Here is an 18134-nt window from a genome sequence, read left to right on the forward strand (position 1 = left end):
TCAATTTATTTTTAAATTGATATACTAATAAAGCATTTATGGATATTTTAAGCGTCATCAATAATATAGCTAAAAAGAAAAAAATGGCTGTAACTCTTAATGATTCGAATATGAATAAAAGTTACAAAGAATTAGGTATTGATTCTTTAGATCTATTTGATATTATTGTTGAATTGGAATCTGAGTTCAATATTGAATTTTCTGATGAAAAATTGATGAAAATTAAAACTATAAATGATTTAGTTCATTATATAAAAGAACTTAAGAAATAATCTTTAGGGGTGTAGTTCAATGGTAGAACATCGGTCTTCAAAATCGAGTGTTGTGGGTTCGAGTCCTGTCACCCCTGCCATTATTTGATAAGTTTTATAAAAAAAGAAAAGACGCAGATAATGCGTCTTTTCTTTTTTTTGTGAAAACTTTTTGTAAAAAAAAGTAACTTTTTATTAAAAAAAGGTTTTTAATAATATAATATATTAGCATTAAAGCTATATAATATAAAAATACATAGCGCTATAAGTAAACACGGTTCAAGACCGTTTCACTTTAGAAATTTTTAAGGAGAAATATTTTAAAAAATGGCAAAAGAAAGGTTCGATCGTAGTAAACCCCACGTTAATATCGGAACAATTGGTCACATTGACCACGGAAAGACTACATTAACCGCAGCAATTTGTACCGTGTTAGCAAAAGCTGGTACATCTGAAGCTAAAGCGTACGATGAAATCGATGCAGCTCCAGAAGAAAAAGCACGTGGTATTACAATTAACACTGCTCACGTAGAGTACTCTACTGCAAATCGTCACTATGCTCACGTTGACTGTCCTGGTCACGCTGACTATGTTAAAAACATGATTACAGGTGCTGCTCAAATGGACGGTGGTATCTTAGTAGTTTCAGCAACTGATGGTCCTATGCCTCAAACTCGTGAACACATTTTATTAGCTCGCCAAGTAGGTGTTCCTAAGATGGTTGTGTTCTTAAATAAATGTGACGTTGCTGATGATCCAGAAATGCAAGAATTAGTTGAAATGGAAGTTAGAGACCTTCTTAAATCTTACGGATTTGATGGTGACAACACTCCAATCATCAGAGGTTCTGCATTGGGCGCTCTTAACGGTGAAGCTAAATGAGAAGAAAAAATTCACGAATTAATGAAGGCTGTTGACGAATACATCCCAACTCCTGATCGTGAAGTTGATAAACCATTCTTATTACCTATCGAAGACACTATGACTATTACTGGTCGTGGTACAGTTGTAACTGGTAGAGTTGAACGTGGTCAACTTAAAGTATCTGAAGAAGTTGAAATCGTTGGTATTACTGAAACTAGAAAAGTAGTAGTAACTGGTATCGAAATGTTCAGAAAAGAATTAGAATCAGCTATGGCTGGTGATAATGCTGGTATCTTACTTCGTGGTGTAGATCGTAAAGATGTTCAACGTGGTCAAGTATTAGCTAAACCTGGTTCTATTACTCCGCACAAAAAGTTCAAAGCTGAAATTTATGCACTTAAGAAAGATGAAGGTGGTCGTCACACTGCTTTCTTAAATGGTTACAGACCTCAATTCTACTTCAGAACTACTGACGTAACTGGTTCAATTCAATTAAAAGAAGGAACTGAAATGGTTATGCCTGGTGATAACGCAGAAATTACTGTTGAGTTAATTTCTTCAATCGCTTGTGAAAAAGGTTCTAAGTTCTCTATCCGTGAAGGTGGTAGAACTGTAGGTGCTGGTACTGTAGTTGAAGTATTAGAATAGTAGTTTAATTACTAGAATAATTCATTTTTAATAATAAAAATTATAATAACTAAGGAACAATGTTCCTTAGTTTTATTTATAAATAACAATAATGTTCCTTAGTTTTATTTATAAATAACAATAAGGAAGTATTTAACTTTGAAAAAAATCGCTTTTGTTATAGATTCCTCATCAAATATTTTAGGTGATGAATCTAAACATATATACTTAGTACCATTAGGTATAATTGAAACTAAAAACTCAGAGCAAACTGTTCATAACGCAAGTTATGACATGGATTTAGAAAAATTAGATGAAAAAATTAAAAGTGGTTCAAAATTTAAAACTTCTCAATCATCTATAGGAGTTCTACAACAAACATTAGAAGAATTAACCCAAAAATATGATTATGTAATTGGGCTGCCGATTTCTGAAAAATTATCAAGCAACTATGCGACTTGAAAAAGTTTAGAATCTGAATTTAAAGGAAAATTCTTCGCTTTCAATCTAGGTAATGTTGAAATCGGAATAGTATGGATGTTGGAAGAAATAAGAAAGTTCCTAGAATCTAAAAATAATGAAGTAGATCCAAAAGAAGTTGAAGCATTTATTGCTAAGATGAAGAAAAACTTCGGTGGAGTTTTAGTAGTTTCAGATGTAAGTCAATTAATTGCTGGTGGAAGATTAAAAGGGTTTAAAGCGGTTTTTGTCAAAACTTTAAAGCTTAAATTACTAATTAGCATGATGCCTACTAATGGTGGTTTAGAGTATTTTGATAAAACAAAAACAGATTTAGCGGCTAAAAATAATTTAATTGATTTCCTTGAGGAAAAAATCAAATTAAAATCTAAAAAAATTAAGCGAGCAGCGATCGTTACTACCATTCTTGATGATAATGAAAATCAAAAAGTACTTAACGAATTCAAATCGTTATTAAAATCAGATGTTGAAATTAAAATAGTTCGTTTCTCACCTGTTATCGCTGTACATACAGGAATTTCTAATTACGCTCTATTAGTGCAAATGGAAGATTAATTATGCAAGTAACACTGTATTATTCTTTTGAAAATCTTCAAGATACAATGATTGGATACATAAAAGATCCATCAACTATCGCTAGTAATAAACAAATTGGCGATGTAATTTATTTTTACAACAACAATAACGACATTGTTAGTTTCAATATTCTAAATGTTTCGCAAAAAGAAAAATTATCATCATTAATTAAAAATAAAGGATTAGTTTTTTTAACTAAAGAGCTTAAAGAATGTTTGGTTAATGAATATTTAACTGAAATAAACAACTTAGAATCTGCTTTTTTAATTGGCCAGGTAATTGAAGTTAATCCAGTAGAAGGAACACATTTAAACCATTGTATAGTGGATATTGCTAAAGAAAAACCATTATCAATTGTTTGTGGTGGTTCTAATGTATCTAAAGGAATAAAGGTTGTGGTGGTTCAAGTTGATGGATTCATTTACAACGGTAAACATATTAAAAAATCTGAATTGTTTAATCTAGAATCTTCAGGTATGATTTGTTCAGAAAATGAATTAGGTTTAACTAATATGAGTAATGATGATCATAAAATACTAATTCTTAATGATGATGCTATCGTTGGTTCAGAATTCGAAACAACCATAAACAGTAACTCTAATGACTTCAAATATTAATAGTCAAAGATTAGAAACAAAAAAACAACTAAATGACAAAATAACAAAAAGGTTTAATGACAAACGCCTTTTTGTTGTTTTATTACGTTTTATTATTCCGTCAATTTTTGTCTCTTTTTTTTCAGCATTATACATATTTATTGATCAAATAATGATTGTAAAGTTTGTTATAAAATCTGATCTAAATCCAGCATCAATTTTTGATAACAATTACTTTAATTTCGTTGATAGTAATAATCAAACCTGAACTTACAATGATTATGTAAAGGCTTCTAAAAATTTAAATGTACTAGTTTTCAATATCAATGATCTAATTAGAGCTTCTATCTCAATATCAGCTCCAATAACAGTGATAATTAATGCTTTAACATTATTAATTACAATGGGTATGGCTAACCAATTTTCTAAAGCATTGGGTAGTGGTAATGAAGCTAAAATTAAAGAAGTATGATCAACAGGTTTTACGACTAATTTAGTAGTTAGTATAGCTTCATCTTTAATTATTGTAAGTGTCGCTAGAGTTTGATTAACTAATTCTGCTAATGGAAGCATGAATAATATGAATGCTGCTTTTGATGTTAATTCAGTCGATGGTCAAATAGTCAGTAGATTCTTTGCTAGATTTAAAGAATTGCAAATAAACAATGCATGTAATTATGTATATGTTTTAGCTGGTTTATTCGTGATTCAATCGATGAATCAGATGTATTTCTTGCTTAATCAAGCTGAAGGAAGACAGCTTTTTATTTCAATTATTCCTCCATTAGCTAATATCATTAATATTATTTTTGATTATTTACTAATTCGTTTTACAAATTCTGGAATAGCAGCCGCAGCCTATGCTACTGTTATTGGATGAGGATTAAACTGTTTGGCTTATCTTACTTACAATATTTTATTGATCAAGAAAAATGAAACTTATCTAGTTTATCAAGGCATTTTTAAAAAGGCTAATTTTAATTGAAACTATTTATATTTAATTTTCTTGATTGGGCTTGCTAGTTTTTTTAGAAATGCAGCACTATCAATTTCTAATGCTATATTTCAAACTAATCTAGTAAGTGTGACAGAAAAAATTCAGCCGAATTTACCACCAAATTATTATCAATCAATTTTTGGTTCAATCACACCAATAAGTAACCTAATGTTGCAATCAGTTTGAGGATTAATAAACGGAGGTAGAACTGTTGCTGGATATAAATTTGGTCAAAGGAATTTCAATGACATTACAAAAATTTATTGATATGTTCCATTAATCGCTTTTTGTTATTCGATCATTGTTTATTTAACATTTATATTTGGATTAAATAACGTTTTCTTAAATGGTTTATTTAATATTGAAGATCACGATAAATTAATTATTGCAAATATCATATTAAAAATCACCTTAGTGCAATCAATTTTTATTGCGTTAAGTATGAACGCGCAATTATTATTTCAATCTACTCAAAGAATTGGAATGGCTTGAATCAGTTCGTTAATGCAAGGTTTATTTACATTTATTCCAGTTTTCTTTACCATGTATTATTTATCTATTAATAAAAACAATATATTCCTATATATTTGAATTCAACCAATAAATGCAATACTAGCTTGTTTATGTAACTGAATCATTTCAATACCATTTGCTCATAAATATCGAGAATTTGTTAGTAAGTATGATATTGGAATGTTGATGAAAAAATATTTAGATAAAAATAATAAAATTGAAAAAAAATAAAAATTTTTTGAAAAAAGTTATTGCATAATCAAAATATTATGATATACTTTTAAAGGCTATCAATCGATAATAAACTGGTAGCTAGTTAAATGCTTCTTGAAAACTGAATAGAATCTGTCATTTTCTGAGAGTTTGATCCTGGCTCAGGATTAACGCTGGCGGCATGCCTAATACATGCAAGTCGATCGGATGTAGCAATACATTAGAGGCGAACGGGTGAGTAACACGTATCCAATCTGCCTTATAGTGGGGGATAACTAGTCGAAAGATTAGCTAATACCGCATAACAAGTTAATTATCGCATGAGAATAACTTTAAAGAAGCAACTGCTTCGCTATAAGATGAGGGTGCGGCATATCAGCTAGTTGGTGAGGGTAATGGCCCACCAAGGCGATGACGTGTAGTTATGCTGAGAGGTAGAATAACCACAATGGGACTGAGACACGGCCCATACTCCTACGGGAGGCAGCAGTAGGGAATTTTTCACAATGGACGAAAGTCTGATGGAGCAATGCCGCGTGAACGATGAAGGTCTTTTTAGATTGTAAAGTTCTTTTATTTGGGAAGAAAAGTCAGTAGAGTGGAAAGCTATTGACCTGACGGTACCATTTGAATAAGTAACGACTAACTATGTGCCAGCAGTCGCGGTAATACATAGGTTGCAAGCGTTATCCGGATTTATTGGGCGTAAAACAAGCGCAGGCGGATTAGAAAGTCTGGTGTTAAAAGCAATTGCTTAACGATTGTATGCATTGGAAACTTCTAGTCTAGAGTTTGGTAGAGAGTCCTGGAACTCCATGTGGAGCGGTGAAATGCGTAGATATATGGAAGAACACCAGAGGCGAAGGCGAGGACTTGGGCCAATACTGACGCTTAGGCTTGAAAGTGTGGGGAGCAAATAGGATTAGATACCCTAGTAGTCCACACTGTAAACGATGGATGTTAAGTGTCGGAGCGAATACTTCGGTGCTGCAGTTAACACATTAAACATCCTGCCTGAGTAGTACATTCGCAAGAATGAAACTCAAACGGAATTGACGGGGACCCGCACAAGTGGTGGAGCATGTTGCTTAATTCGACGGTACACGAAAAACCTTACCTAGACTTGACATCTTGGGCGAAGTTATAGAAATATAATGGAGGTTAACCCAATGACAGGTGGTGCATGGTTGTCGTCAGCTCGTGTCGTGAGATGTTGGGTTAAGTCCCGCAACGAGCGCAACCCTTATCGTTAGTTACTTTGTCTAACGAGACTGCCAACGTAAGTTGGAGGAAGGTGGGGATGACGTCAAATCATCATGCCCCTTATGTCTAGGGCTGCAAACGTGCTACAATGGCCAATACAAACAGTCGCAAACCCGTAAGGCGGAGCTAATCTGTAAAGTTGGTCTCAGTTCGGATTGAGGGCTGCAATTCGCCCTCATGAAGTCGGAATCACTAGTAATCGCGAATCAGCCATGTCGCGGTGAATACGTTCTCGGGTCTTGTACACACCGCCCGTCAAACTATGAGAGCTGGTAATATCTAAAACCGTGTTGCTAACCGCAAGGAAGCGCATGTCTAGGGTAGGGCCGGTGATTGGAGTTAAGTCGTAACAAGGTACCCCTACGAGAACGTGGGGGTGGATTACCTCCTTTCTATGGAGTATATTAATACACTAACACGATATACACCTGTTACATATAACGGTGAAATAATAAAATCCAACAAAAAGGTTAAACCCATTAAAGCAAATTTATTAACTAAAAGTTGTTGGTCAGATTCTGTTCAGTTATCAAGGGGCATTTAATATTTTTATCATTAGAAACCCTCTTATTCACCGGATCAAACCGGTGTTTTTTTATTATATTTACCGATAATTTTTAATAATTTGATAAAGATCAAGTTATTAAAAATTATTTTTTTAGTCTTTTATTAGAAAAATTGTTACTAGATTTTTATGAAAAGTGTATTATAATGAAATTGTTATAACTTATTTAAGCTGTATCAATAAAGAGGAGTTTAATATAATATGAAATCACTACTTTTAATGTCGATATTATAAAACACTTGATCACCAGTCGATTAAGTAAATGTATAAAAATACATCTAAATTAATATTTAAAAGTAGTTGAAAAACTCTTTAAAAGAGCATTATGTTATTCCAGTCAATGTTTTGAATACATTAAATTATTCCTTGAATGCAAATGTGTATAAAAACATAAAAAGTGGTTATATTATCATGAAAAGAATTTTAAGTTTTTTTAGTTACCGTGGGTTTGTTTTAAACATTATAATGTTGGTAAGCTTGATTGTTTTTATTACGGTCTATGTTTACTTATCAAATATTGATCCGAATCAGTTAGATCATATGAATGAAAATAAATCACAAAATGGCATTCTTTTTATTAATGCATCAATTGCTTTTTTAATAATTGGGCTAGCTGGTATAGGGATTACTTTTGGATTAAATCTGGTTTATTGAATTAATAAAGTTAGTCTTAGAAAAATTATTAAAACAGAAACTAATATTGATTCTTGATTGGTAATTCTATCAATAATTCCGTTAATTGGTGTTGTAGTAGATTTCCTTATTTTTAAGAAAACTGCAAATAAATTTTCTGATCGAATCATTAGACCGAATAATTTAGCGACGAAAAATTTATTTAACTGAATGTCAATTACGCAAATATTATTTTCAATTATTATTTCAATATTATTGATAGTTAATGTTATTTATTTAAATACCAATTCCTTGAGTAATTTAGGATCAATAAAATTTGTTTCGTTTATTGTTTATGCGCCGATATCTTATGTAACCGGAATAATATTATTAGTAACTCTAGTTGTTGCGACTGTTAAATTCTTTAGTCGAATTATTAAAACAAAAAAATTAAAGAAAGAATTAAGAATTTCATCTAAATCAGAATATTTTGGTCAAATATTTCTTCCTTGATTATTAACTGAATACAGACTAAAAAAAGCGAATTACATTTCGTTGCAAGATATGGATAATAATTACCAAGTTTGAAAATAATAAGAATGCATCTCGGATGCATTCTTATTTTTATATACAAGATAAAAAGAAGTTAATAACAAGAAAACTCTTAAATCTTATTAAAAATTGCGATCCTTTTATTTATATAAATAATGTTTAGAATCCTGTATTTTCTAGGGTTTATAAGATCTTGCATTTTCAATACTTATAAAAAATAATAGATAAAAATTTTGATAAAAAAACTAAAAATAAAAAATATTTAAAAAAATATTGTCATATTTAGTTTTTTGTGTTATACTTTTAAAGGCTTTAAATAGCTAACATTGTTCTTTGAAAACTGAATACGACAAATCTTTCTAGTCCGAAATTTGATTAAAGTATCAAATCAAATTTCAATAATATAGATTCAAAAATAGCTAATGGATCAAATACATTGTTCTTTGAAAACTGAATACGACAAATCTTTCTAGTCCGAAATTTGATTAAAGTATCAAATCAAATTTCAATAATATAGATTCAAAAATAGCTAATGGATCAAATACATAAGTTACTAAGGGCTTATGGTGGATGCCTTGGCACTAGAAGGCGATGAAGGACGTGCAAACCTGCGAAAAGCTACGGGGAGCTGGTTGGAAGCGATAATCCGTAGATGTCCGAATGGGGGAACCTGATTAATAGAGATATTAATTATTTAGATCTGAATTCATAGGGTCTAAAAGCGATACGTTGTGAAGTGAAACATCTCAGTAGCAACAGGAAAAGAAATCGAAAGAGATTCCGTGTGTAGTGGCGAGCGAAAGCGGAAGAGGCCAAACCAAGATTTATCTTGGGGTTATAGGACTGTGACATGGACTTTGAATTGATAGGAGAAGTAGTTGAAAAGCTACGCAATATAGGGTTATAGCCCCGTATCTTAAATTGGTTCAATACCTAACAGTATCCTGAGTACATCGAGAAACGTTATCTTGATGGAATTCGCCCAGACCATTGGGCAAGCCTAAATACTAACTAGTGACCGATAGCGTATAGTACCGTGAGGGAAAGGTGAAAAGAACCCAGGGATGGGAGTGAAATAGATTCTGAAACCATATGCCTACAACGTGTCAGAGCACATTAATGTGTGATGGCGTGCGTTTTGAAGTATGAGCCGGCGAGTTATGATAGCAAGCAGGTTAACCTTTAGAAGGGAAGCCAAAGCGAAAGCGAGTTTGAATAGAGCGACACATATGTTTGTTATTATAGACCCGAAACGGGTTGAGCTAGTCATGGGCAGGTTGAAGTTAGAGTAACATCTAATGGAGGACCGAACCGACTTTCGTTGAAACGACAGCGGATGACCTGTGACTAGGGGTGAAATTCCAATCGAAATCCGTGATAGCTGGTTCTCGTCGAAATAGTTTTAAGACTAGCGTAAGATAATGATTAGTTGGAGGTAGAGCTACTGAATGTATGATGGCGCCGCCTTGGTGTACTGAATACAATTAAACTCCGAATGCCAATTAATTTACTCTTGCAGTCAGACAGTGGGGGATAAGCTTCATTGTCACAAGGGGAAGAGCCCAGATCATTAAATAAGGTCCCTAAAATATGCTAAGTGGAAAAGGTTGTTAAAATACTTAAACAGCAAGGATGTTGGCTTAGAAGCAGCCATCGTTTAAAGAGTGCGTAACAGCTCACTTGTCGAGTGTTTTTGCGCCGAAGATGTAACGGGGCTAAGCATATTACCGAATTTATGGATTATCTATTTATTTAGATAGTGGTAGACGAGCGTTGTATATGGGGTGAAGTCAAACCGTGAGGATTGGTGGACTGTATACAAGTGAGAATGCCGGTGTAAGTAACGCTTGAGAGTGAGAATCTCTCAAACCGATTGACTAAGGTTTCCTGGACGAGGGTCGTCCTTCCAGGGTTAGTCTGGACCTAAGGCGAGGCAGAAATGCGTAGTCGATGGAAGAACAGGTTAATATTCCTGTACAAACAAATAGCTGATGGAGTGACGGAGAAGGTTAATGCATCCCCATTATTGGATTTGGGGTTAAATAAGAAGTCTTAAGAGTTGGCAAATCCGCTCTTTTTAAGGACAACTTATGAATACGAGTGAACGCTCTGCAAGTAGCGAAGATGCATACATCACGCTTCCAAGAAAAGCTTCTGAGTTAACTATTTGTTTCCAGTACCGAGAACGAACACACGTGGTCAAGGAGAAGATCCTAAGGTTAGCGAGTGAACTATAGCTAAGGAACTCTGCAAATTCATCCCGTAAGTTCGCAAGAAGGGATGCTCAATGTAAAAGTTGAGCCGCAGTGAAGAACGAGGGGGGACTGTTTAACTAAAACACAGCTCTATGCTAAATCGCAAGATGATGTATATGGGGTGACACCTGCCCAGTGCTGGAAGGTTAAAGAAGCGTGTTAGAGCAATCAAAGCTCGCGACTGAAGCCCCAGTGAACGGCGGCCGTAACTATAACGGTCCTAAGGTAGCGAAATTCCTTGTCGGGTAAATTCCGTCCCGCTTGAATGGTGTAACCATCTCTTGACTGTCTCGGCTATAGACTCGGTGAAATCCAGGTACGGGTGAAGACACCCGTTAGGCGCAACGGGACGGAAAGACCCCATGAAGCTTTACTGTAACTTAATATTGGGCAGAGTTTAGACATATAGAGTATAGGTGGGAGATTTTGAAGCAACTTCGCTAGGAGTTGTGGAGTCACCAGTGGAATACCACCTTTGTTTAAATTCTTCTCTAACTAGTTGCTGTTATCCAGCAATAGGACAGTGTTAGGCGGGCAGTTTGACTGGGGCGGTCGCCTCCTAAAAGGTAACGGAGGCGTGCAAAGGTACCCTCAGCACGGTTGGAAATCGTGTTAAGAGTGTAATGGTATAAGGGTGCTTGACTGTGAGACTTACAAGTCGAACAGGTAAGAAATTAGGTCATAGTGATCCGGTGGTTCAGTATGGAATGGCCATCGCTCAACGGATAAAAGCTACTCTGGGGATAACAGGCTGATACTGCCCAAGAGTTCACATCGACGGCAGTGTTTGGCACCTCGATGTCGACTCATCTCATCCTCGAGCTGAAGCAGGTTCGAAGGGTTCGGCTGTTCGCCGATTAAAGAGATACGTGAGTTGGGTTCAAACCGTCGCGAGACAGGTTGGTCCCTATCTATTGTGCCCGCAGGAAGATTGAAAAGATTTACTCTTAGTACGAGAGGACCGGAGTGAAGACACCTCTTGTGCTCCAGTTGTAGTGCCAACTGCACCGCTGGGTAGCAACGTGTCGAACGGATAAACGCTGAAAGCATCTAAGTGTGAAACCGACTTTAAGATTAATCTTCCCTTCCAGCAATGGAGTAAGAATCGTTGTAGACTACGACGTTGATAGGCTAAATGTGTAAGTGCCGTGAGGTATTTAGCTGATTAGTACTAATAATTCGAGGACTTAGATTTGATCATAAAACATTAGTTGTTTTAATCATTATGATTTGTTGTATTTAGTTTTTCAAAGAGCGATGTGTGTGATATCGATATCGTGATGGAAACACCTGGTCCCATTCCGAACCCAGAAGTTAAGCATCATGGAGCCGAAGGTAGCTTAGGTGAGAATAGGAAAATATCACGCAAACCAAAAATTAAAACACCACTATAAGTGGTGTTTTTTTTATTTTTACTATCAACTATAGCTTAAGAGAGTGTATTAACTTTATTTAATTGTTTTAAAGTTATACAATGTTATGTATATTCTTTTTTTAAAGACTAAGGAAAATAAATTCACTAACAAGGGATTTATTATTAATGTCTTAAATTTAAATAAGGTTTAAAACAACTTTTATTTAACGATTTAATATTCATTTTTGAATAACATTTAATCTAATAAATAATCAAATTTATTTAATGAATCTTAGTTAAAAATAAGGAATTATTTTGCTTATTATAATTAAATGTTACAAACTTTATAAATACTGTTTCCTAGACTTATAGATTAATTATTGTTATAATTAATAGATAACTCATTAACTTTATCATTTTTCAAAAAACTATTTAATAAACTAAAACAATATGTTAAAAACAAGAAAAATCAATAAATTTATAAAATTGTCAGCATTACCTGCTAGCTTGATTTTAGGTTCAATTATAACAAGTTGTACGCCAATTCCGATAATCAGTAAAATCGGTAAACAAGAAAAACAAAAAACAACTGATCAAAATGTAGATAATTCAGCAAATCCCACAGTTGATAATATTGGTGATAACCCAATCATTAATGATCCTAGTACTAGTTTAACTTCAATCAATAGAAGAAATGAAAATAATGATAATGATATTATAGAGAATGCGATAGCTAATAACGCAAATTCATCTTCTGAAATTAATAATATCGATATTAGAAGTAAGAGTTATGTAAACGACGAAGAATGATTTAAAAAGTTAAGTACAGATGATGTAGTTTTTGTTGATGGTTCAGCAAAAACAAAAAGATTCTATTCAAGAAGTGACAAAGTTAATAACGCTGAATATGAAACAGATTTATTGAATCAATACGGAGATAAAGGTTTCAGATATCCAGCTTGAAATTATAACTATGAAACAGGGACTAATGCTTTATTAACATTGCCTGAAGCTAATTCAGATGGTAGTCCTAATGTATTAAATATGTCTACTGCTGTTTTTGAAGAAAAAGTCCCAACCAAATATACAGATGGTAGGTCTGGCATCAGATTTAATGATTCATCATGAATTTCTAATGAAATTAAAAATAATAGATTAAAAAAACACCCAGCAGCTAAACTATGATATCAAACAATGCCAACGGCTGACACTCAAGCAATTGAACAAGACCTTAAGATTAGCACAAGAAGAACTGGTTCAGTAAACACCGGTGTTTATGCAGTGCCTGGTGAGGTAGTTAAAATTAAATTAAGTCCAAATACATTTAATTTACTTAAACAAATGTATCCAAACACTGATAAGGCATTACCATTTCAAGCTATACTTAATATAAATTATTGACATAATAGACCATACGATAACTCTGGTAGAATATCTAATCGTTATCCATTTGTTCAAACCACTTTTTCATTTACATGAAACGATTTTTATGAAGATGAACAATGTTTCAAAATTGGTAGCCCATTTGGTGGAAGTGTAACACTTGAAATTAATAATAGAATATCTAGTAATAATGGCGAACCATACAGTTTAGAATTCAATCTTACAGATGGTGTCGAAATGCTTAATTATTGATATAAGAGCACATCAAAAAAAGAGTGAGATGATCAAATTGAAAGAATTAAGAATGGTAAATTAAAAGCACCTAATGTCGGAATTCAATCAGGTTATTTTTCATTAGCTACATCATTTACTGCTGATAAAACAGTTGCCTATTTACCTATTAATCAGGTATCTTTCCCTGAAACTGTAATGCGAAAATGGGAAAGCTTTTTTACCTCTTCATTTAGATGATATGGATACAATCACAAAAGAATAAACTTGAAATATTGTGATGATATTTGAAATGGAGCTGGAGCTTGAGGTGGCGGAGATAATTTATTTGCACCTATTGGTTGGTCTTCAAGATTTTTTATAGCTGATGATCAATTCGGATTAACTAATTGAGGTAACTACCATGAAGTTAACCACAATTTCGAAGTTAAGGAAGATCCTTTTAATATCAAAAACCATGGTTGAACTAACATTCCTTCAGTTATCAATCTTTCTTACATTAATGATATTTTAAGATATAGAAATGAAGTGAATATAAACGGTGAAGGAAACACCGATGGATGAAAACGTTTAGCTAATCATTACACTTTAAATAAAACTTACAAGGATTGATATAATTTCTATGCTAACATGGTTCACACATTAGGTCGTGATCGTTTTGTTGATTGAACTTTAAGTAGTGGTTGAAATGGTAGATCTTGAGCAGGTTTTGATACAGTTTCTTATTTATCAGAATTCACTGGAATTAATTTTGTATATACTTTAAGAAATTCTTATGATCGTAGTAATATAAATAATTATGATCATTCATTTAAAAAAGCTTCAGGCTATGAATTAAATCAAGGTGAACAAGTTTGATATGATATTTCATTGAGTAAATATCCTGCGTTAGATTTTGTTAGTAGTTTATATGCTGCTGGTTCTTATTGATACGATTCAAGAACAAAAACCTATACTTATAATGGAGATACTCAACCTGCCTACGAAATTCCGGCTGGCGAAAGTCATACATTTGATTTTGAAAATACAATTATTTCACGTAACGATAAATTTAGATGATCTGAACTAAAATTAGATTCGATGACAACTAAGAATGGCGGTAAATTAGAAAGAAATCCATTCAATCCTAAATTGATTGATTATACTCCTAACCTTAGTAAATTGAATGAAATTGACGAATTTGATGTAACTATAGTTCCTGATAAATGAGCTGAAAGACCTGAAAAATATGTTCCTGGTTACAAATTTAAAATTAAAATTCGTAATGTTGTTAAAGGTTTTGAAGCTAGAATTAAGGAAGCAGCACCTTCTAATTGAAGCATTTCAGATATTAATACAGCTATTAGAAGGTTAGGAACAAGACGAGATGTTACTAGATATCCTTATTCATATAATAATTCAACTGATATAACTGAATCAAAACAATTACTTCGCTTAAAAGGTTATTATAGAGCTCAAGCTGATGGTGATATTAAAATTAAAGGTCAAATTGACGACTGATATAAATTAACTATCAATCCTAATGGTTCATCGGACGATGAAGCGAATGACATTGTAACATCTTCTTCAAGTTATCAAGGTGGTGAAAGAATATTAGGTGAAATTAAAAACGCCATAAAAGGTCGCTGATATTATATTAGTCTTGATATATATAATAACGGAGGAAGAGGTTGAGCTAAGGTTTTAGCAGAAATTAATGGACAAAATTTATATAATTTTTCGGACAACATAATTCCTGAATCTTTAGCAGAATTAGACGCAGATAAGAATAATTGAGATAAATATATAGATGATTATTCTTATGATTATAAAGAACGCCAATTTGATATTGCTAATAGATTTAAAGAAGAATTAAATACATTATATCTTCTTGATGATAATAACAATAAGATATCAACTCCTTTTACAACAACATCGAGTTTAGGAAATGCTGGTAGTGATACAAACTGAACAAACATTAATATCATTGATGGTTGAAACAAAAGAGTTGAATATTGAAATACTAAAGAAGCTACATTTACTTGGAAATTCGAAAAACCTGTTCATTTAAATTTAATTCAAATCAAAAACTATTATAGACATTACGAACACAGACCAGACCGAATTAAAATTTTTGCTAAAATAAATGGTGAAGAGAAGCAATTAATTAATGGTAGATTTGGTAAAGATCTTGAAAGATATTACATTGAATACAATTTAAATATTGAAGAAATAAGAATTGAATTCAAAAAGAATTCTTCAACAAGAAATGGTATAGTTATTGGTAGTGTTGGATTCTATACTGATAATAGAATTGATACGTTTAAGAGTGCTATAAATAACGACTTTAATTATTATGGTGCTTGAAAAATTGATCGAAATAATAAATCATTTATTAATGGTTATGCATTATCAACTACAACATTAAACGATTATGTTGAATTTACTAAGGATATGAAATCATATGTAATTTATGGTTACACATCAAATAAACCAGCTGTAATTGATATTTACCATGATGACAAATTAGTAGAAGAGAATGTTGAAATAAGATCACAATTCGATATAAACAACAATAAATTAATTGAAAGATTCTTTGATAATAAAGGTAATCATAAGGTTAAAATTGTAAATAAATCTAATAACCCACTAGTAATAGGGTATTACGGCATTAATGATAAAGAAGACAGAATTGACACCTTACCATCAAGTAATTTATAAACCATAGACCAATTATTTAGATAAAAGATAAAACAAATCATAAGATTGTTTTATCTTTAATTCTTTAATGAATTAAATTAACAAAAATAAAAGAAGACAGAGATAACGATGAAGAAAACTAAAAAAATAATTTTAATGGGGAGTATATTAGCTTCTAGTATTATCCCTTTTGTAACAACAGCATGTAAGACGGAAGAAAATTTAAAAAAAGATAATAAAAATAAAAGTAGTAATCAAACCGATTCAGGAAATGTAAGTAAAGATAATATTGACAAAAACGCTTCGAATAATTCTGATAGCGAAAGCAATTTATCCAAAGAAAATGATTCATCTAATAAAAACCAAGATGTAGATAATCTTGGATTATTTGAATCTAACGATCAAGAAATTTCTGATAGTAATTATTATGACGAATCATCTATTGATGATGAAATAAGAAAATTAGCTGAGAAAGAAGAAAGTTTAGCTAATATATCAAATCCAACTACTAGCACTTCAAGTACAACTTCGACTTCATCTGAGCCAAGTCAAGCTGATAATACTTTAGCTAATTACCAAATAAAGATTAATGAATGACAAGGCTTATATAATAAAGGTATGGCATTGATAGATGCTATAAATGCATCTAATCAAACAGTAAAAAATTCCTATTTAGAATTTATAAAGACTCAAGTTAATAAGATAAAATCTGGTATAGATAGTACTGCGAGTTCAAAAAATGTTAACAATAGCACTGTTCAAGCGGTTGAACAGGCTGTAAGTTTTATAAAAACTTATGTACCACATATTAATACATTAGACCCTACATTCACTTTTAAGTGGGCAGAAGAAAATGAACAAATTTTATCTAATTATAAAAATAAATTAACTCAATTTAAAAACATCGTCCAATTTGCTAAAAATCAAGCTACTCTTGTAGATACTCCTCTAGAAGGTGAATCTGCAGATAATAACGCAAGAGTATTAGAAAGTCAATATAATCAATACAAAGACAAACCATATAGTTTACAAAATGAGCAAATATTAGATACTGTAATTTATCGAGCTAAAGAATCTCTTGAAATAATAAAAAATGAGGTTTTTAAATTTAGAAAAAAAGTTTTGATTGATAAGAAGAGTAATGAAGCTGCTAGAGCTAAATGGAATAAAATGCCTCTTTTAGATGGTCTTAAATACATGGATAAAGATTTAGATACTAGAGAACAGTATGTCGATACTTTCAAGACAGTAGCTGATTTATATCCTTCTGCTGTTATGGGTGTTGTTTATAAAGATTTAGATAGAGATCATTTCTATGATTCCATATTTGAAAATCCAACTACAATGGCTGTTATAGATAAATATTGAAAGAAGTTTGAAGTAGAAATAAGAGCTGGTAGAGGTGAATTTAGTGATACTAAATTAGCGTTAGTTGAATTAGATTTAAATGATGTTGAAGCCTTTAAACCGCTAATTAAATTTGCTGATTATTACACTAAATCTCAACTAGAAAAATATAACACATTGAGAGCTAAACTAAAAATCGCTCCTATCAGTGATTTATCTGAAACCTTAACTGATACAGAAAAAGCAAAATTATTACTTCATGGAATTTTAGCGACTGTTAGAGGTGATTTTATTAGAAGAGGTGAAAAAGTTAATGGTTATAAATTAGTTGGGCATAGTTATAATATTGAAACAAAACGCGTAGCTGAAGAACATAAATGATATTACACTGAGAATTACTACGGTTTATACAATAATCCTTCACAATCACCTAAGAACGTTGGGTTTTCAGCTGAATTTGCTTCTTCAATTTTTTTCAAAGCAATTATGGGTGAAAGAAAACCTTATAGTGAATATCGCGATGCGTCTGATGTTAAGAAATTTGCTGATTGAGGGCATCTATATAATACTTTAGATGTTCATCATGGGTTTTATGGATCTATTGTTGTTCTTAAACGCGATCCTAAACCAGGAGAAGAAAATTCTAGATTTAATAAATACAACTTCAATGCTATTGATATGGTATTCAAAGAAGGAAGAAAATAATAGAACAACGAATATTTCAGCGCAAAATTAAGTTGATTCTTTTATTAATTAGATATAAAACGACTCGTTTT

General features: G+C 32.2%; 8 protein-coding genes, 1 tRNA gene and 3 rRNA genes. All 12 read left to right on the top strand.

Annotated elements, in window-relative coordinates; translation table 4 throughout:
• The first annotated feature begins 38 nt into the window (after nt 1-38).
• On the top strand, nt 39-272 hold the full coding sequence (locus NMG68_RS01095) for a phosphopantetheine-binding protein (protein WP_255034859.1): 234 nt from the start codon (nt 39-41) through the stop codon (nt 270-272).
• Nucleotides 273-277: 5 nt separating this feature from the next.
• Nucleotides 278-352: transfer RNA gene (locus NMG68_RS01100), tRNA-Trp, on the top strand.
• A gap of 226 nt (nt 353-578) precedes the next feature.
• Nucleotides 579-1763 carry an elongation factor Tu gene (gene tuf, locus NMG68_RS01105; protein ID WP_255034860.1) on the top strand — a complete coding sequence of 395 codons (1185 nt, stop codon included), beginning with the start codon at nt 579-581 and terminating at the stop codon, nt 1761-1763.
• Between the two features lie 138 nt (nt 1764-1901).
• Entirely contained in the window at nt 1902-2777 is an 876-nt protein-coding gene (locus tag NMG68_RS01110; protein WP_255034861.1) for a DegV family protein, read from the top strand.
• A 2-nt stretch (nt 2778-2779) separates the two neighbouring features.
• A complete protein-coding gene (gene ytpR, locus NMG68_RS01115) occupies nt 2780-3415 on the top strand; it encodes a YtpR family tRNA-binding protein (RefSeq protein ID WP_255034862.1) in 636 nt (211 codons plus the stop codon).
• On the top strand, nt 3399-5135 hold the full coding sequence (locus tag NMG68_RS01120; protein ID WP_255034863.1) for an MATE family efflux transporter: 1737 nt from the start codon (nt 3399-3401) through the stop codon (nt 5133-5135). The genes ytpR and NMG68_RS01120 overlap by 17 nt, the downstream gene beginning before the upstream one ends.
• Nucleotides 5136-5255: 120 nt before the next feature.
• Nucleotides 5256-6772: ribosomal RNA gene (locus tag NMG68_RS01125) — 16S ribosomal RNA — on the top strand.
• A 584-nt stretch (nt 6773-7356) separates the two neighbouring features.
• Entirely contained in the window at nt 7357-8151 is a 795-nt protein-coding gene (locus tag NMG68_RS01130) for a hypothetical protein (protein ID WP_255034864.1), read from the top strand.
• A gap of 501 nt (nt 8152-8652) precedes the next feature.
• Nucleotides 8653-11559 (top strand): 23S ribosomal RNA (locus tag NMG68_RS01135).
• A 67-nt stretch (nt 11560-11626) separates the two neighbouring features.
• Nucleotides 11627-11731, top strand: a 5S ribosomal RNA gene (gene rrf / locus NMG68_RS01140).
• Together the 16S, 23S and 5S rRNA genes form the textbook arrangement of a ribosomal RNA operon.
• 437 nt (nt 11732-12168) lie before the next feature.
• Nucleotides 12169-16032 carry a M60 family metallopeptidase gene (locus NMG68_RS01145; RefSeq protein WP_255034865.1) on the top strand — a complete coding sequence of 1288 codons (3864 nt, stop codon included), beginning with the start codon at nt 12169-12171 and terminating at the stop codon, nt 16030-16032.
• A 108-nt stretch (nt 16033-16140) separates the two neighbouring features.
• Nucleotides 16141-18063 (top strand): variable surface lipoprotein, encoded by a 1923-nt coding sequence (locus NMG68_RS01150; protein WP_255034866.1) that lies wholly within the window; start codon nt 16141-16143, stop codon nt 18061-18063.
• The last annotated feature ends 71 nt before the right edge of the window (nt 18064-18134 follow it).

Origin of the sequence: Mycoplasma bradburyae (assembly GCF_024338845.1) — a bacterium.
GTDB classification, from domain to species: domain Bacteria; phylum Bacillota_I; class Bacilli_A; order Mycoplasmatales; family Mycoplasmoidaceae; genus Mycoplasmoides; species Mycoplasmoides bradburyae.